This is a genomic window from Amycolatopsis sp. NPDC114478 (genome assembly GCF_055633805.1).
In genome coordinates this window covers 12,797-29,679 of sequence record NZ_JBVKDO010000003.1, presented here as the reverse complement: position 1 = coordinate 29,679, position 16,883 = coordinate 12,797, and the positions used below count along the sequence as shown (strand labels likewise).

The 16,883-nt window shown below is 71.5% G+C and carries 17 protein-coding genes; 5 read left to right on the top strand and 12 right to left on the bottom strand.

All coding sequences use genetic code 11. The features are described from left to right. Window positions 1-106: 106 nt before the first annotated feature. Window positions 107-1,840 carry a glycerol-3-phosphate dehydrogenase/oxidase gene (locus ACZ7OH_RS08925; RefSeq protein WP_470280356.1) on the top strand — a complete coding sequence of 578 codons (1,734 nt, stop codon included), beginning with the start codon at window positions 107-109 and terminating at the stop codon, window positions 1,838-1,840. 7 nt (window positions 1,841-1,847) lie between these two features. On the opposite strand, the gene ACZ7OH_RS08920 is transcribed toward ACZ7OH_RS08925, so the two are convergent. The 7 genes from ACZ7OH_RS08920 to ACZ7OH_RS08890 form a co-directional block, all read right to left on the bottom strand. Further along, window positions 1,848-2,378 carry a GNAT family N-acetyltransferase gene (locus ACZ7OH_RS08920; RefSeq protein ID WP_470280355.1) on the bottom strand — a complete coding sequence of 177 codons (531 nt, stop codon included), beginning with the start codon at window positions 2,376-2,378 and terminating at the stop codon, window positions 1,848-1,850. A 59-nt stretch (window positions 2,379-2,437) separates the two neighbouring features. Then, complete coding sequence (locus tag ACZ7OH_RS08915; protein ID WP_470280354.1) at window positions 2,438-3,445, bottom strand: hypothetical protein; 1,008 nt, start codon at window positions 3,443-3,445, stop codon at window positions 2,438-2,440. 76 nt (window positions 3,446-3,521) lie between these two features. Next, on the bottom strand, window positions 3,522-4,676 hold the full coding sequence (locus ACZ7OH_RS08910; protein ID WP_470280856.1) for a sensor histidine kinase: 1,155 nt from the start codon (window positions 4,674-4,676) through the stop codon (window positions 3,522-3,524). Between the two features lie 21 nt (window positions 4,677-4,697). Next, window positions 4,698-5,087 (bottom strand): DUF1707 SHOCT-like domain-containing protein, encoded by a 390-nt coding sequence (locus tag ACZ7OH_RS08905; protein WP_470280353.1) that lies wholly within the window; start codon window positions 5,085-5,087, stop codon window positions 4,698-4,700. A gap of 7 nt (window positions 5,088-5,094) precedes the next feature. Next, window positions 5,095-5,622 (bottom strand): DUF1707 SHOCT-like domain-containing protein, encoded by a 528-nt coding sequence (locus ACZ7OH_RS08900; protein ID WP_470280352.1) that lies wholly within the window; start codon window positions 5,620-5,622, stop codon window positions 5,095-5,097. A 58-nt stretch (window positions 5,623-5,680) separates the two neighbouring features. Continuing rightward, a complete protein-coding gene (locus tag ACZ7OH_RS08895; RefSeq protein ID WP_470280351.1) occupies window positions 5,681-7,474 on the bottom strand; it encodes an acetyl/propionyl/methylcrotonyl-CoA carboxylase subunit alpha in 1,794 nt (597 codons plus the stop codon). A gap of 106 nt (window positions 7,475-7,580) precedes the next feature. Beyond that, window positions 7,581-7,856 carry an SAV_915 family protein gene (locus ACZ7OH_RS08890; protein ID WP_470280350.1) on the bottom strand — a complete coding sequence of 92 codons (276 nt, stop codon included), beginning with the start codon at window positions 7,854-7,856 and terminating at the stop codon, window positions 7,581-7,583. A 130-nt stretch (window positions 7,857-7,986) separates the two neighbouring features. On the opposite strand from ACZ7OH_RS08890, the gene ACZ7OH_RS08885 reads away from it, so the two are divergent. Then, window positions 7,987-8,712 (top strand): hypothetical protein, encoded by a 726-nt coding sequence (locus tag ACZ7OH_RS08885; protein WP_470280349.1) that lies wholly within the window; start codon window positions 7,987-7,989, stop codon window positions 8,710-8,712. A 2-nt stretch (window positions 8,713-8,714) separates the two neighbouring features. Here ACZ7OH_RS08885 and ACZ7OH_RS08880 read toward each other — a convergent pair whose 3' ends face one another. Beyond that, window positions 8,715-10,067 carry a dicarboxylate/amino acid:cation symporter gene (locus ACZ7OH_RS08880; RefSeq protein WP_470280348.1) on the bottom strand — a complete coding sequence of 451 codons (1,353 nt, stop codon included), beginning with the start codon at window positions 10,065-10,067 and terminating at the stop codon, window positions 8,715-8,717. A gap of 100 nt (window positions 10,068-10,167) precedes the next feature. Then, complete coding sequence (locus ACZ7OH_RS08875) at window positions 10,168-10,797, bottom strand: Maf family protein (protein WP_470280855.1); 630 nt, start codon at window positions 10,795-10,797, stop codon at window positions 10,168-10,170. Window positions 10,798-10,928: 131 nt separating this feature from the next. On the opposite strand from ACZ7OH_RS08875, the gene ACZ7OH_RS08870 reads away from it, so the two are divergent. Continuing rightward, the gene (locus tag ACZ7OH_RS08870; RefSeq protein ID WP_470280347.1) at window positions 10,929-11,057 is read left to right on the top strand and encodes a hypothetical protein; all 129 of its coding nucleotides are present in this window, start codon (window positions 10,929-10,931) and stop codon (window positions 11,055-11,057) included. Window positions 11,058-11,120: 63 nt separating this feature from the next. Here the strand turns inward: ACZ7OH_RS08870 and ACZ7OH_RS08865 are convergent, their stop codons facing one another. From ACZ7OH_RS08865 to ACZ7OH_RS08855, 3 genes are all read right to left on the bottom strand, one after another. After that, window positions 11,121-12,734: a DHA2 family efflux MFS transporter permease subunit gene (locus ACZ7OH_RS08865; RefSeq protein ID WP_470280346.1), complete on the bottom strand. Its 1,614-nt coding sequence runs from the start codon at window positions 12,732-12,734 to the stop codon at window positions 11,121-11,123. Further along, a complete protein-coding gene (locus ACZ7OH_RS08860; protein ID WP_470280345.1) occupies window positions 12,715-13,344 on the bottom strand; it encodes a PadR family transcriptional regulator in 630 nt (209 codons plus the stop codon). Before ACZ7OH_RS08860 ends, ACZ7OH_RS08865 begins: the two co-directional genes overlap by 20 nt. Before the next feature lie 151 nt (window positions 13,345-13,495). Beyond that, window positions 13,496-15,073, bottom strand: a complete 1,578-nt coding sequence (locus ACZ7OH_RS08855) for a TROVE domain-containing protein (protein ID WP_470280344.1) — start codon at window positions 15,071-15,073, stop codon at window positions 13,496-13,498. 436 nt (window positions 15,074-15,509) lie between these two features. Between ACZ7OH_RS08855 and ACZ7OH_RS08850 the strand changes: the two genes are divergently transcribed. Both ACZ7OH_RS08850 and ACZ7OH_RS08845 read left to right on the top strand, forming a co-directional pair. Next, window positions 15,510-16,403, top strand: a complete 894-nt coding sequence (locus ACZ7OH_RS08850) for an LLM class flavin-dependent oxidoreductase (protein WP_470280343.1) — start codon at window positions 15,510-15,512, stop codon at window positions 16,401-16,403. Window positions 16,404-16,412: 9 nt separating this feature from the next. Further along, the gene (locus tag ACZ7OH_RS08845; protein WP_470280342.1) at window positions 16,413-16,865 is read left to right on the top strand and encodes a MarR family winged helix-turn-helix transcriptional regulator; all 453 of its coding nucleotides are present in this window, start codon (window positions 16,413-16,415) and stop codon (window positions 16,863-16,865) included. The last annotated feature ends 18 nt before the right edge of the window (window positions 16,866-16,883 follow it).

Below are 16,883 nucleotides of genomic sequence, written 5' to 3'. Positions count from 1 at the left end.
TTCAAGATCACTGACGGTTACGCCACACGTGTCATCCGTGGACGGGCGGAGGATCACCAGGTCGTGCGATGCTGGAAGCCTTCGCCGGCACGAGGAGGAATGTCACGTGGCGCAGTACGCAGCGGAGACGAACCCGGCTCGACTGGGCCCGGCCAAGCGGGAAGAGACCTGGCAGCGGCTCGGCAACGAGACGTTCGACCTCGTCGTCATCGGCGGCGGCGTGGTCGGCGCGGGCACGGCGCTCGACGCCGCGACGCGCGGGCTGCGGGTCGCGCTCGTCGAAGCCCGGGATCTCGCCTCGGGGACGTCGAGCCGGTCGAGCAAGCTGTTCCACGGCGGTCTGCGCTACCTGGAGCAGCTCGAGTTCGGCCTGGTCCGGGAAGCGCTTCGCGAGCGCGAGCTGATGTTGACGACCCTCGCCCCGCACCTCGTCAAGCCGGTCAGCTTCCTCTACCCGCTGACCCACCGCGTGTGGGAACGGCCGTACACCGCGGCCGGCCTGCTGATGTACGACACGATGGGCGGCGCCCGCAGTGTCCCGGGCCAGAAGCACCTGACCCGCGCGGGCGCGCTGCGGATGGTGCCCGCGCTCAAGCGGTCGGCCCTGATCGGCGGGATCCGCTACTACGACGCGGAGTCCGACGACGCCCGCCACACCATGACGGTGGCGCGGACGGCGGCGCACTACGGCGCGGTCGTGCGGACGTCGACCCAGGTCGTCGGCTTCCTGCGCGAGGCCGACCGGGTGTCCGGCGTGCGCGTGCGCGACGTCGAGGACGGCCGCGAGACGGAGATTTCGGCGGCCGCGGTGATCAACTGCACCGGCGTCTGGACCGACGAGCTGCAGCGCCTGTCCGGCGGCCGCGGGCGGTTCCGCGTGCGGGCGAGCAAGGGCGTGCACATCGTCGTGCCGCGCGACCGGATCGTCTCGGAATCGGGGATGATCCTGCGCACCGAGAAGTCGGTGCTGTTCGTGATCCCGTGGCGCAACCACTGGATCATCGGGACGACGGACACGGACTGGAACCTCGACCTGGCGCACCCGGCGGCGACGAAACACGACATCGACTACCTGCTCGAGCACGTCAACAGCGTCCTGGCGACGCCGCTGACGCACGACGACATCGAAGGCGTGTACGCGGGCCTTCGCCCGCTGCTGGCGGGGGAGAGCGAAGAGACGTCGAAGCTGTCGCGCGAGCACGCCGTGGCGCGGGTGGCCCCCGGCCTGGTCGCGATCGCGGGCGGCAAGTACACGACGTACCGGGTGATGGCGGCGGACGCCGTCGACGCGGCGGCGGTGGACCTGCCGGGCCGCTCGCAGCCGTCGATCACGGACAAGGTCCCCCTGCTGGGCGCCGACGGCTACCACGCGCTCGTCAACCAGGCCGACCACCTGGCCGCCGAGCACGGCCTGCACCCCTACCGGGTGCGGCACCTGCTGGACCGCTACGGCTCGCTGGTCAACGAGGTCCTGGCGACGGCGAACGGCCGCCCGGAGCTGCTCAAGCCGATCGAGCACGCACCGGACTACCTGGGCGTCGAGGTGGTGTACGCGGCTTCGCACGAGGGTGCGCTGCACCTGGAGGACGTCCTGGCCCGCCGGACGCGCATTTCGATCGAGTACGCCCACCGCGGCGTCGACTGCGCCGAGCAGGTGGCGACCCTGGTGGGTGAAGTCCTCGGCTGGTCACCCGAAACGGTGAAGCGCGAGATCGAGGTCTACAACGCGCGGGTCGAGGCGGAGCGGGAGTCGCAGTCCCAGCCGAGTGACGAAGCGGCGGACGCCTTGCGGTCGGCGGCCCCGGAGGCCCGCGCGGGCATCGTGGAGCCGGTGAGCTGAGCGGCGGTCAGGCCGTCCGGTGCCAGCGGATCAGCCGCTCACCGGTCGGCGCCCGCTCGGCCTCCGGGCCCACCAGCGTGAACCCGCAGCGCTCCGCCACGATCGCCGAGGCCGCGTTGCTCTCCTCGTACCGGTAGGTCACCTCGCTCAGCCCGAGGCCACCGAACCCGAAGCGCAGCGCCGCGCTCAACGCCGTGGTCGCGATGCCCTTGCCGCGTTCGGCCGGGTGGACCCAGATCGTCGCCTCGGCGTAGTTCGCGTCCAGGTTCAGCTCGCGCAGCCCCACTTCACCGAGCAGCCAGCCCGACGTCGGCTCCGCGATCGCCCACGAGCAGCGCTCGTCGCCCGCCCACTGGGCCGCCCGCAGCGCGACGTACTCCGTGGCCTCGTCGAGCGTGCGCAGGCGGTAATTCAGCACGTACTTGCGGTGCGTCGGGTCGGCAAACGCCTCCATCAGCAGCGGGCGGTCGTCGAGGTGCCGGTCGGCACGCAGCTGGCGCAGGTAATACGTGCCCGCGTTGATCTCCACCGGTTCCACTCCACCCAGCCTAGCCAGGCCGGGAGCACGTCGCTCCCGGCCCGGCGATCAAGGCCGGATCAGGGCGTCAAGCGCCAGATCACCGGCACCCCGCTCGAAACCTGCGGGTCGTTCGACGCGTAGCCCGCGAGCGTGCCGTCGTCGGCCGCGACCTCCGGCCTGAACACCGAATAGCCGCTCGGGCCCAGCACGACGCCCGGGACTGTGCCGCGCCACACCGCTCCGTTGCCGTAGATCTGCGGCCCCGAGGGCGTCGGCACCAGGCCCACGGTCAACCCGGCCTTGTTGATGTCATGCGCCGTCCCGCCGCCTTCCAGGCCGACCCACCCGTCCGGCGTGGACCACCGGGCCGCCTGGTTGCCACCCCAGGAGCGTGAGCCGACGACGATCCCGTTCCGGATCGCGTAGCCTTCCGCCCAGCCCGACGGGCTCGGCGACAGGTACCGCAGGACGCCGTCCTTCCACAGCGCTGAGCCGCTGCCCGAGGCCAGCAGGATCGTGCCGTCGTCGTCCAGGTCGCGCGGGTACGAGATGTCTCCCGTTTCCGGGATGACCACCGGCGCGCTGCCGTCGGCTCGCCAGAGGACGACGGCCCAGTTGCCGCCGGTCTGGTAGGCCTGACCCAGCACGTCGCCGCGCGTGTTGATCGCGACGCCGGTCACCTCCCGGTAGCCCGCCGGGTTGTCCTTGATGTGGTAGCCCGACGCGTCCAGGGTGTACGTCCGGCTGACCATGGTGTCGTAGTCGTGGATCGTGCCCACCACGACACCCGAGTCGTTCTCGTCGTTGGCGTCCACCCGCTCGAACCCGCTGGGTACGCCGCGCAAGACCGGCTGCCCGTTGCGCCAGCTCACGACCTGCGTCACGCCGTTGACCGTGAACGTGCCGGTGTACTCGCCCTTGCCGTCCGACCCGGTGATGTTCCCCGAGGTCGCACCGGGCGGCAGCGGCAGGATCGTCGGCCGCCACGGGATGCGGATCGCCGCGGCGTCCGCCGGCGCCCCCAGCGCGGTGACGGCGATCGCCACGGTGACGATCGCCCCCGCCCGCAACCACGTCTTCTTCATTTTGTCCCCTTTCCCCCGACCTGCGTGCTCACCACGTCCGGGAAGGGGAACCGGTTGTCCCGCGAACGGAGCAACCTCAGAGGGCCGGGACCTGGGCGCTCACGGCCGTGCCGTCGCCCGGGGTGCTCTCCACCGTCAGCGTCCCCGCCACCCGCTGGACGCGCCGGCGCATGGCCTCCAGGCCGAAGCCGGTGCCGTCGCCGCGGTCGCCGGGCCGGAAGCCCACGCCGTCGTCTACGACGTCGAGCAGGACCAGATCGTCCGAATAGGACAGGGTCAGCCCGATCCGAGACGCCTTCGCGTGCTTCTCCGCGTTCGCCAGCGCCTCCTGGGCGACGCGGTAGAGCGTCACCTCCAGTTCGGGCAGCAGGGGCCGGGGCTCACCGGTCGTCTCGACGCGGACCGCGATGCCGGACGTCTCGGACGCCCGCCGGGCCAGTTCGGAAAGCGCTTCCGGCAGCTGGGCCGCGTCGAGGGGCTCCGGCCGCAGCGCCTGGACCGCGCGTCGCGCTTCGACGAGGCTGTCGCGGGCCAGCTCCCGCACCAGTGCCAGCCGCAGGTCGCGGTCGGAGCCGTCGGCGGCCTCCAGCTGCGTGACGATCCCGGTCAGGCCCTGGGAGAGCGTGTCGTGGATTTCGCCGGCCAGCCGCTGCCGCTCGTCGAGGATGCCGGCTTCCCGCGCTCGCGCCACGAGCTGCGCGTGCAGGCTCGCGTTCTCCGCCAACGCGGCTTCCAGCCGGACGTTCGCCTTCCGTCGCTGCTCGCTCTCCACCCCGACGAACCACGCCGCGTACAGCAGCGGGCCGGCCATCGACAGGACCAGCACCCACGTCGGGCTCGGCGAATCCGAGTTCGCGGCCAGCAGCGGCAGGGTCGCGGTCGCGGCGACCGCGAAGAACCCCCAGCGCGCCGGGAAGAGCACGAAGGCGAGCGGATAGCCGAAGGACGCGAAGCCCATGAACGTGTCGTCGCGGGTCACCAGCACCGTCGCCGCCGCGAGCACCCCGGCGTAGTAGCCCGCGGCGAGCCACGGGTGCGTCCGCCGGTGCGGGAACAGCGGGACCAGCAGCGGCACCCACACCGCCGTCAGCACGACGACGACCAGCGTGACACCCCGGACCCCGGGTCCCCAGATCACGCACGCGGCGAGCGCGGCCAGGCCGACCCCGGTGAAGACCGGGCCCGCCCGCCGTTCGCCCCGGGCGTCCAGCACGCCCGGGACCACGCCCATCACGGGCCGATTCTCGCAGGCTCAGCGGCGACGGCGGGCTCCCGCGAGCATCGCGATCACCAGCGGCAGCGCGACCGAGACGATCAGCAGCCGGCCGCGGGACAGGACGAGCACCACGATCGCCAGCACGATCGCGATCGGGACCGCGCCGCGCTGAAGGAAGGTCACCAGCGGGCTGTCGCCGGACATCACCGGCACCTGGGGCGCGGTGGCCCCGTTGAGCAGGGCGCTCGGCCGCGGCGAGGGCAGGTCGTCGAACAGCGGGACGAGCTCGCTGACCCGCTTGGCCGCGGTGACCTTCGCGGAGCGGGTGCCGTACTCGTCGATGTCGAGCCGTCCGCTGCGGACGTGCTCTTCGAGGACGTCCAGGGCGTCCTGGCGTTCGGCGTCGCTCAGCCGCATGTCGCTCACGGCGGGCTCAGCGGTCCAAGCCGCGCCGGTGGTCGCGGTAGGAGTCGCGCAGCTCGCGCCGGCGCTCCCGGTCGCGCAGGTGCCGGTCGTGGCGGTCGTGGTGGCCGCCGCCGTGGCCCCACATCGCCCGGCCGAAGATGCTCAGCCCGATCGGGACGAGGATCAGCGTGCCGTGCACGACGCCGGTCGCGATCAGGGCGATGGTCGCGATCCAGATCAGCGGGAGGAACGCGGCGACGAACCGCTGCCCGCCGGACCAGCCGTCCGGCCGGTTCGGCGGCCGCGGGGCCGGCGCGGCTTCCGGGGCCGGCGCGACGGCCTGGGGGACGTCCTCGTACTGGGGGTGCGGCGCGGGCAGGTCCGCGAAGACGTCGACGAGCTCGCCGCGCGTCTTGGCCGCGGTGATCCGCGCCGAGCGCTCGCCGTACTCGTCGATGTCGATCCGCCCCGCGCTCATGTGCTCACCGAGCGCGGACAGCGCGGACTCGCGGTTCTGGTCGCTGATCCGCAGCTGCGGAGACGGGACTTCGGTCACGTAGTCGATGGTAGGCCGCCCCGGGGGCGGCCCACCACGACATCTGTAACGAACCGCGCTACTTGAGCTCGAGAAGCTGCGTGCCCTGCGTCACGGCGGCGCCGACCTCGACCGAAAGGCCGGTGACCGTGCCCGCTTTGTGGGCGGTGACCGGGTTCTCCATCTTCATCGCCTCGAGGACGACGATCAGCTCGCCGGCTTCGACGCTCTGGCCCTCTTCGACGGCGACCTTGACGATGGTGCCCTGCATCGGCGCGGTGACGGCGTCACCGCTCACCGCGGCCTTGCCCCCGCCGGCGCGCTTGCGCGGCTTGGCCTTGACCGCGGTACCGCCCGAGCCGCCGCCTTCGAGCGCGAACCCGCCCGGCAGCGACACCTCGAGCCGGCGCCCGCCGACCTCGACGACGACGTTCTGCCGCGGCGACTCTTCGGGCGTCTCGACGTCCGGAGCGACGAACGGCTCGATCTTGTTGTCGAACTCGGTCTCGATCCAGCGGGTGTGCACGCTGAAGCCGTTCTCGTCGCCGATGAACGCCGGGTCGTCGACGATCACGCGGTCGAACGGCAGCACGGTCGCCATGCCCTCGACGACCATCTCGGCCAGGGCCCGGCGGCTGCGCTCCAAGGCGTTGTTCCGGTCGGAGCCGGTGACGATCAGCTTCGCCAGCATCGAGTCGAACTGCCCGCCGATCACGCTGCCGGACTCGACCCCGGAGTCGACGCGCACGCCCGGCCCGCTCGGCGCGACGAACTTCGTCACCGTGCCCGGGGCGGGCAGGAAGCCGCGGCCGGCGTCCTCGCCGTTGATGCGGAACTCGATCGAGTGGCCGCGCGGCTCGGGGTCTTCGGTGATCCGCAGCTTCTCGCCACGCGCGATGCGGAACATCTCGCGGACGAGATCGAGCCCGGTGGTTTCCTCCGAAACCGGGTGCTCGACCTGCAGCCGGGTGTTGACCTCGAGGAAGGAGATCGTGCCGTCGGTCGCGACGAGGTACTCGACCGTGCCGGCGCCGTAGTAGCCGGCTTCCTTGCAGATCGCCTTCGCGGACTCGTGGATGCGATTGCGCTGCTCGTCGCTCAGGAACGGCGCGGGCGCCTCCTCGACGAGCTTCTGGTGGCGGCGCTGCAGCGAGCAGTCGCGGGTGCCGACGACGATCGCGGTGCCGTGCATGTCGGCCAGCACCTGGGCCTCGACGTGACGCGGCTTGTCCAGGTAGCGCTCGACGAAGCACTCGCCGCGGCCGAACGCGGCGACCGCCTCGCGGGTCGCCGACTCGAACAGCTCGGGGATCTCTTCGCGGGTGCGCGCGACCTTGAGGCCACGGCCACCACCGCCGAACGCGGCCTTGATGGCCACCGGCAGGCCGTGCTCGTCGGCGAACGCGACGATCTCCTCGGCGTTCTTGACCGGCTCTTTGGTGCCCGGCACCAGCGGCGCGCCCGCGCGCGTCGCGATGTGGCGGGCGGTGACCTTGTCGCCGAGGTCGCGGATGGCCTGCGGGCTCGGCCCGATCCAGGTCAGCCCGGCGTCGAGGACGGCCTGGGCGAAGTCCGCGTTCTCGGAGAGGAAGCCGTAGCCCGGGTGCACCGAGTCGGCGCCCGCGCGCTTGGCGGCGTCGAGGAGCTTCTCGATGTTCAGGTAGCTCTCGGCGGCCGTCGTGCCGCCGAGCGCGAACGCCTCGTCGGCCAGGCGCACGTGGGGTGCGTCGCGGTCCGGATCGGCGTACACCGCCACGCTGGCCAGCCCAGCGTCCTTGGCGGCTCTGATCACGCGTACCGCGATCTCGCCCCGGTTGGCGACCAGGATCTTGGTCACCGGACCACCGGTGGATTCGCCGACCTGCTCGGCCACCCCGCACCTCCTGCGTCCCGACAGCTGCATTGCTGACCGCCCTCGCGGTACGGGGGAGTCTACGGATATGGCGTCGGGAGTCCCTTGAGTGAGAGCTGAACCACGCTCAGACGTGGTGGCGCAGCTCCTGGGGCAGCGGCGAGTCGAGCACGATGACGTCGTACGGGTTCGCCGCGTGCACCTTCGGCAGGTGCTCGGTGTTGACCAGGACCCACGGCTGGTGCTCGCCGCAGCAGTCGACCAGCCGGTCGAGCGCGGTGAACGCGACCAGGGCGGTGCGGCCGTCGGGCGTGCGGCGCAGCTCGATCGACGCGCCTTCGGCTTCGACGTCGACCGGGCCGGTCGGCAGGTACAGGGCGGGGGGCAGGTTCGGGTTGGTCACCCGGACAACATAGACGGGCACAGTCCGCTACCACGGGTTGCCTCCGCCGGGTGCGCGGCCGGGGGATTTCGGCCACACCCCGCCGGGGCGCTGCCCACACACAGTCGCGAAGCGGCTTACGCTCTGTCTCATGCGGACTTCGGCAGCGCGGACGCCTCGGTCGGCGTTGCTCACCGCGGTGCTGGCCGCGGTGGTGGCGCTCGGCGCGATCGGCGCGGTGTTCCTGCTGCGGCCGCGGCCCGAGGCGCCGTCCGGCGCGGCCGAGCCCGCCGCCGTCCCGGTGACCCCGGTGGCGACGTGCGGCGGCGGCCCGTGCCGCCAGCTCGCGGCGGTGACGGTCGGCGGGACGCCGGTCGTGCTGCTCACCGACGCGACCGGCGGTTCCGCGCGGGTGCGCGTCGGGGCCGAGCCGGGGACGGTGGTCGACCTGTCGATCGCCCAGCTGGGCGTGCGGCTGGACCAGAACTCGCTGCGCTGCATCGACGGCGAGGCACCGACGTGCCTGGTCCGCGGCGACGTCGGCGAAGACGGCAAGGCGGCGTACGGCGAGCTGCTCGTGGCGAGCGGGGGAGTGTGGCGCGGCCAGGGCAAACCGTACTTCGCGGACGCCGGGACGCTGTCCCTCTACGACGTCACGGGCGACGGGCGGCCGGACGTGATCGTGGTCCGCCACGACTGCCGCGGCGCGGACTCGGGCACGGCCAAGTGCGACGCGGCCCCGGTGCTGGGGCAGGTGTACGACCTGACGGGCAAGTCGGTCGGCTGCACGCGGCGGTACACCGCACCCTCGGACCTGCGCGGCTGGCCCGACATCCGCCTGACGCGCGCCGACCTGCACACCTGCCCCAGCTCCTGAGGTCAGGCGGGGGCCGGTTCGGTGTGGCGGGCCACCGAGCCGTCGTCCGTGGTCTGCGGGCGGTCGGTCTGGGCGTTCAGGACCTCGTCGTCGAGGAGGCCCTCGCTGCGCGCCACGATCGTCGGGACCACGATCTGGCCGGCCACGTTCGTCGCCGTGCGCATCATGTCCATGATCGGGTTGACCGAGTAGATCAGCGCCAGGCCGAGCGCGACCTGCTTGGCGTCGAGGCCGATGAACGACGTCGTCAGCGTGAACGCGGTCAGCCAGCCGGTGGTGCCGGCCGTCGCCAGCGCGCCGACCACGGCGACCACGACGATGCCCACGTACTGCCAGAAGTTCAGCGACACCCCGGCCAGGTTGGCGACGAAGATCGCCGCGATCGCCGGGAAGACCGCCGCGCAGCCGTCCATCTTCGTCGCGCTGCCGAGCGGCGTCGCGAAAGCCGCGTACGCCGGCTGGACGCCGAGGTTCACCGCGGACTGGCGGGTCAGCGGCAGCGTCGCGGCCGAGGACTGCGAAGCGAACGCGAACTGGATCGCCGTGCCCGCCTTGGAGAAGAACTTCAGCGGGCTGACCTTCGCGACGAACCGCAGCAGGATCGGGTAGACGACGAACAGCACGAGCAGGCAGCCGACGTACACCGCGAGCGTCGTCGAGAACAGCGGGCGGAACAGCGCGTCGCCGTAGTTGGACACCGCCGCGCCGATCAGGCCGATGATGCCGATCGGGGCCAGCCGGACGATCCAGCCGAGGTAGCGCTGGATGATTTCGAAGACGCTCGTCGTGAAGTCCACGAACGGCTTGGCCTTGTCACCCAGGCTGTACGCGGCGGCGCCGAGCACCAGCGCGAGGAACAGCACCTGCAGCGTCTCGCCGTCGGCGAACGCCTTCACGAAGTTCTCCGGCAGCAGCCCGTTGATGAAGGCGCTCCACGAGCCCCAGTGGTCGACGCTGGCCGCGGCCTTGCCGGCGTTCTTGGCGGTCGCCGTGACGCCGCCGAGCCCGCCGGAGCCCGGGTTGAAGATCCGGCCGACCGCGATGCCGATCAGCGACGCGATGAACGACGTGATCGCGAACCACATGACCGTCTTGCCGCCGAGGCGGGCAGCCGTACGGCCGCCGCCGAGCTTGCGCAGGCTGTTGATGCCGACCACGATCGCCGTGAAGACCAGCGGGATCACCGCGATCTGCAGCAGCGTCGTGAAGATGGTGCCGATCTGGTCGAGGAGATCGGTCAGCCAGCCGGCCTCGGTCTGCCGCGCGACGACGCCGAGCGCGGCGCCGACGACGAGCGAGCCGAGGACCGCGGCCGCGAACACCCGCGGCTTGGTGTATGTCCGTACAAAAGACACGGGGCTACTCCGGTGCTCGAAAGTTTCCTGTATTGCCTGATCAGGAGAACGTCAGGCAGGGGAGGACTCTTCCGGAACGCCCGTGGGTGTGGCGCCTTTCTCAGGATGCGGAACCACGCCAGAGATCCACGACACTCACGCCGACCTCGGCGAGCAGCCGGCGCGTGAGAGGCAGGCTGATGCCGATGACGCTCGTGTGGCCGCCGTCGAGCCCGTCGACGAACCAGCCGCCCAGGCCGTCGATCGTGAAGCCGCCGGCCACGTGCAGCGGCTCGCCGCTGGCGACGTAGGCGTCGATCTCCTCGGGGCTGGGCGTGCCGAACCGGACGGTCGTCGATTCCCAGCCGCTGGTCTCCTTCGCGCGCGTCCCGCCCTCGAGCCGGACGACCGCGTGCCCGGTGAGGAGTTCACCGGATGTCCCGGCCATCGCGGCCCAGCGCTGCCGCGCGGTGTCCGGATCGGCCGGTTTGCCGACCATCCGGCCGCCGATGTTCAGCATCGAGTCGCAGGCGACGACGACGGCGTCGGGGTGGATGGCGGCGACCTTGTCGACGACCGCTTCGGCCTTGGCCGCGGCGAGGGCCGCGACCAGCTCCGACGGCGACGGATCCGTCAGCGAAGCCGCGACGGCGTCCTCGTCGACGCCGGAGACGAACACGGCCGGATCGAGGCCCGCCGAGCGCAGCAGGGCGAGGCGGGCGGGGGACTGGGAGGCGAGGACGAACTGCACAGCTTGAACGGGCACAGCGGGAAACGTACCCGGGTGCCCGTCGTGACCGAATTGTGACCGGCGCCACTTCGCAACGGAGTTATTTTGTTGTGGCTCGCAACATATGGCACCGGGATGCTCGGAGGTGACCGATGACCGTACGGGTGACGGCCACGTCAGCCACCAGGTCGCAGCCGCTGTGGTGGGCCAGGCTCCGGACCCCCAAGGGCCGCGAGACCATCCGCGCGGACTCGGCGTCGACGCCGAAGACCGCGCGCTGAAGCCACCGCTCCCGCGGTCCGTGCGAGCCTCCGGTACCCGACACCCGGAGGCTCGCACGGTTTTCACGCCGCGGCGGCCTCGGGGGCCGGTGCCGGAGTCTCCCAGCGCGGCTTGACCCGCCGCAGCACCGCGGCCGAAACGACCCCGAGCAACAGCACGACCATCGGCAGCAGCATCGTCACGCGGGCGGCGTCCGTCAGTCCACTGTGGACCGCTTCGGTCGCCAGCTTGCCGGCCTGCGCGGCGACCTCGGCCGGCAGCCCCGGCATCGGCGACGGCCCGCCGGCCGAGCCGAACTCGCCCGTGCTCGCCGCCGCCTTCGCGAGCCCCTCGGCGAACGGCGCCCGGTACTGCTCCGGCAGCTGCGTCGCCGCCTTCGCCGCTTCGTCCGCGATCGAGGAGCTCACCCGGGCCTGCAGCAGCACGCCGATCGCCGCGGAGCCGAGCACGCCGCCGACCTGGCGGGACGTGTTGAAGATCCCGGACGCCGTCCCGGCCAGGCGGGGTTCCACCGAGCCCATCGTCATGTTGCTCATCGGCGAGAAGATGCAGCCGATCCCCAGGCCGCACACCAGCAGCGCCGGGATGAAGCTCCACGGGCTGCTGTCCGGCGCCGCCTGCAGCGCGATGATCCCCAGCCCGGCCGCCAGCGCCGTGAGGCCGAACATCACCAGGTACTTGCCGTTCACCTTGTCGGACAGGTTCCCGACGAACGGCGCGACGATCCCGGACAGCAGCGACATCGGCGCGGTCAGCAGGCCCGCCATCGTCGGGGTGAGCCCGAGCACCGACTGGATGTAGATCACCAGCGGCAGGAACATGCCGGTCATCGCGAAGCCGACCGTCGTCGCCGTGAGCGTGCCCGCCGAGAAGTTGCGGTTCGAGAACACCTGCAGCGGCAGCAGCGGCTCGCGCTTGTTCACCCGCTGCCACACCAGGAACCCGACCAGCAGCAGCACCCCGGCGCCGATGATCTCGAACACCGTGACGCCGCCGAACACCGTGCCCCAGTCGTACTGCTGCCCGTTCTGGACGCCGAAGACGATGCAGAACAGCGCCGCGCTGGAGAGGACGATGCCGAGCAGGTCGAACGAGTGCGAGTGCTTCGGCTGCCAGTCCGGCACCAGAACCAGCGTCATCACGATGGCGATCACGCCGATCGGCACGTTGACGTAGAAGATCCACTCCCAGCCGAAGTGGTCGACGAGCACGCCGCCCAGCAGCGGGCCGGTGATCGTCGCCAGGCCGGCGACGCCGCCCCACATGCCCATCGCCGGGCCGCGCTTGGCCGGCGGGAACAGGTGCGTGATGAACGCCAGCGTCTGCGGCGTCATCAGCGCGGCGCCGAGCCCCTGCACCGCGCGCGCCGCGATGAGCATCTCGACGTTGCCGGACAGGCCGCACCACAGCGACGCGCCGGTGAACACGACCAGCCCGGCGAGGAACACCCGCTTCGGGCCGAAGCGGTCGCCGAGCCTGCTGGTGAACAGCATCGGCACGGCGTAGGTGAGCAGGTAGACGCTGATCACCCAGACGACGGAGTTCAGCCCGGCGTTCAGTTCGCGCAGCATGGTCGGGATCGCGATCGACACGATCGTCGTGTCGAGCAGGATCATGAAGAAGCCGAGGCACAGCGCGCCGAGCGCCGCCCACGGGTTAGCTTGTCTTGCGTTCATCGTCGTCTTCCCCGGTGATGAGCTTCAGGATGGGTTCGTGGTGGTTGTCGTGGAACGGGATCCGTCCGGACCGCAGGTCTTCGAGCAGCCGCTCGGTCCACTCGAGCTCGAACTTCCGGTGGTCGCACTGGTAGCGCCAGTCGAGCCAGTAGATCTCCGGCGTCCCGTCCCCGGCGAGGTGGTCGAGCACGGCCTGGTCGGCGGCCACCCCGGCGCGCAACCGCGTGACGCGGTGCTCGAGCTCGAGCAGCGACGCTTCCCGGCCCAGCTCGTCGATGACGGCGAGCCCGGACAGGTAGGCGGGGTACTCCTTCGTGAGGTCCCCCAGGAGTTCGCGGCCGCGCTGGTTGAACTCGTCCAGGCCGGCCTGGGTCATGCCGTAGACGGTCCGTTCGGGCCGCCTGCCGTCGCGCTGGGTGTCGACGACCTCGAGGAAACCGTTGCGGTGCAGGCGTTCCACGGTGTGGTAGAGCGATCCCGCTTTCACGTTCACCCGCGTGTCGACGTACCGCTCGCGCATGAGCTGGGCCATCTCGTACGGGTGCATGGGCTTCTCGTGGAGCAGCTCCAGCACGGCGATGCCGAGCGGGGTCAGCTTGGCCGAGGCCATGATCGTTAATCCCTTCGGATGACTCCAGGTCGTTTATTCCACGTGGACTATACGGCGCAGACTAGCGCCCGGTCCACGGCCAATCCTGTGACGGTCCGTACACAGCGCGAAGGCCCCCATGATCCCGTCATGGGGGCCTCCGCGGCTTCTCTCAGAACGGCCAGTCTGCGTTCGTCCCCGCCTCGAGCAGGGGAATCATCCGGAAACCCTGGTCGGTCAGGCCGCCGAACGCGTGCCGCCGCGCGCCGCCGGACGGCGCGTGGCCGAACCGGTAGCCCGCCAGGTTCCACGTGTACAGCGGAACGTGCGGCGGCAGCGCCTGCCCGACGTCGCCGTCGCCGGCCTGCTCATCGGTGAGGATGACGACGCGGTCGTGCTTCGCGAAGTGCTTCCGCAGCGCGCCGGCGGTGTTGGTGCCGCCGCCGAGGAAGAACCCGCCGGACCTCCAGCGCTCGACGTCGCTGAGCAGCGACCCGCCGGGCCGCAGCTTGAACGTCTTGGTGCGCGTGCCGCCGAGCAGCCGGTCCGAGAACGACACGACGTCGGCATCGGCGCACCGCCGCCCCAGCGCGAGCCCGAAGACCGCGGCGGCGTCCCAGCGCAGCAGGGTGCCGTCGCGGCTGAAGCCCATGTTCATCGACGTCGAGGTGTCGACGAGCACGAGCGTCCGCCCGGGCAGCTCCGGAACACCTCCCAGCGAGTGCGCGATCGCCTGCTCCAGCGCCCACGCCCACCGCAGCGACGGCGCGGCCCGGTAAGCGGACAGGAACCGCATCGGCAGCTGCCGCGACTTTGCGACCTGCGTCGGATCGGCGAGCTTCGCGGCAACGCGCTGCGCGACTTCGTCCGAGACGCCGGCCTCGTCGAAGTTGCGCAGGTTCCGCGCGAGCGCCATGTAGCCCATCGACGGGATGAGCGCCTCCCAGACGCGCGCGTCCAGGGGGCCCTGCAGCCAGCCGGCGACCGACTCCCACGTCATGCCCGCCGCGCGCAGGACGTCCGCCGCGTCCGGCTGCGCGAACAGCTCACGCCGGCGCGGCGCGTCCCACGCCGTCAGCTCGGCGCGGGCGCGCAGCACCCGGAGCGCGCCCGGGAGCGGGTTGCCGCGGTCGTGGCGCTCGTCGAGGACGTGCTTGAACAGCTCGCCCTGGGCGGCGTCGCGGGTGGCCGGGTGCGTCAGCTCGAGGACGTCGGCGAAGCGGAACGCCCGCGCCGCCGAGTCCCACTTGACGTAGGAGCGCTCGTCGTAGAGCTTCCGCGCCGCGTCGGCCACGCCGCGCTTGACCGGCTTCGGGATGTTCTTGCCGTGCACGGAAGTCCAGTAGGCGAGCAGCTCCCCGGGCTCGTCGGCCCGCTGCAGGACGTCGGCGACGACCTGCCGGCCGAGCCCGTCGAGCCCGGCGTCGAGGCGAGCCTTGGCGAACTCGGCCGCGCCGACGAGCGACGCGGTGCGCAGGTTCGCCTCGGACCGCAGCCAGCGCAGGAACCGAGCGGTCCACTGTGGATCCTCGAGCGTCGCGGCGTGGACGAGCGCGGTGTAGCGCGTGTCGCGCGCGTTCGCGGACTCGTAGAAGGTGTGCTCGCCGACCATGTTGGTGACGGCGAGCAGGAAGAGCTCGGACCGTGCGTCGCGCGCGTAACCGGCGCCACCTTCGTAGGTGACCCCGGACGCCTCGCTGCGGACGGGTGAAGTCGCCGCGGGCGCGCGTGCGGTGTTGAACTTGCTCATTTCTCCCCCTGTTTCGTGGGGAGCCGCGGCCACGGCGATGCCCGAGATCGAATTCGGTGAAGGTACGTTGCTGCTCTGCCAGGCTGAGCTACCGGACCGAGTGGCCCGGGAGGGATTCGAACCCCCGACCCGCCCATTACAAGGAAGTAACCCTCGCCTGCGCACCGGGCATCGGTGTGGCCGCGGCTCCCGAGATCTTCGCACCGGGAGTGCGTGCCCGAGATCGAAGTGGTGAAGGCTTTCGGGATTCGAACCCATGGGATACCAGAGAAGTAACCCTCACCGCCGCACCGGGCGAGAGCAACGTTAGCCGCCGCGGCGCCGCGAGGGAACCGAATATCCGGCCGGCTTCCGGCGCGCCTGGCGATCAGGGCTTAGTTCGTGCTAAGAACTATGTATCGTCAGTTCGTAACACGAACTACCACTGGGAGGAATCATGACGCACTTCGGCATCGGCGTCTCCACTGCGGTCGCCGCCGTTCCGAGCACCCTCGACCTCGCCGTCCAGGTCGATCGCGCCGGGCTGGACCTGCTCACCGTCTCCGATCACCCCTACCACGCCGACCGGCTCGACGCGTACGCCGAAATCGGGGTCCTCCTCGGGCGGACCGAACGGATCTCCGGCCTGGTCAGCGTCACCAACCTGCCGACGCGCCCGGCGTCGATGCTCGCGCGGACCATCACGAGCCTGTCCGCGCTCACCGGCGGCCGGATCGTGCTCGGGATGGGCGTCGGCGGGCTGTGGGACGACATCGCGCGGCTCGGGTTCCCCAAACTGACCCCCGGCCAGGCCGTCCGCGCGTTCGAAGAGGGCATCCGGCTGGTCAAGATGCTCGGCGGGGGCGGCGACCCCGTCACCTTCGACGGCGAGTTCTACCAGGTCACCGACCTTGAGCCTGCTGCCGAAACCATGCCGCCCGTGTGGACCGGGTCCGTCGGGCCGAAGTCCCTCGTGGTCACCGGGCGGGTCGCCGACGGGTGGATGCCCGGCCGCGCCGCCGACTGGCTCAGCGAGCGCTTCCGCACTTCGCGTCCGCTGATCGACGAGGCCGCCGTCGACGCCGGGCGCGACCCCGCCGACATCGCCACCGTCTACAACTTCCCGGGCCGCATCATCGCGGAGCCGCTGCCGAAGACCCGCACCGAAGACGGCCGCTGGATCGGCGGCTCGCCGGACCAGTGGGTCGAGGAGCTGACCGGCGCGGTCCTGGAGCACGCCGCCGCCGGGTTCGTCCTCTTCGGCCCCGGCGGCAGCACCCCCGACGCGGTGTCCGCCGCGCGCTGGGCCGGGGAGATCGTGCCCGCCGTGCGGGAAGCCGTCGCGAAGTAGGCTGGCGCGATGGGGAAACGCGGGGAGGACCTCGGTGTGGTGGCCGGGCTCGTGCGGGCGTCGTTCCTGGTGAACGCCGTCTACGCCGAGTCGGCCCGCGAGTACGGGCTGACCGTGCAGCAGGGCCAGCTGCTGTGCGTGCTGATGGGCAGGCCGTACGGCATGGGTGACCTGGGCGCGACGCTCGGCCTCGAGAAGTCCAGCCTGACGGGCCTGGTCGACCGCGCGGTCCGGCGCGGGCTGGTCCGCCGCGAGCCCGACCCGGACGACCGCCGCGCGGTCCAGGTGGTCTTGACGGACGAGGGGCGCGACCTGGCGGAGGAGTTCTACGCGGCAACGTGCCGGCGCGTGGACGAACTGGCGGCGGGCCTGCCCACCCCGGACCGCGACCGGCTCGCGGCACTGCTGGGCCGGGTGGTGCGCGACAACGAGGTGCCGACTGTTTTCCTCGACGTCATCTGATTCCGACTTTCGTCGGGC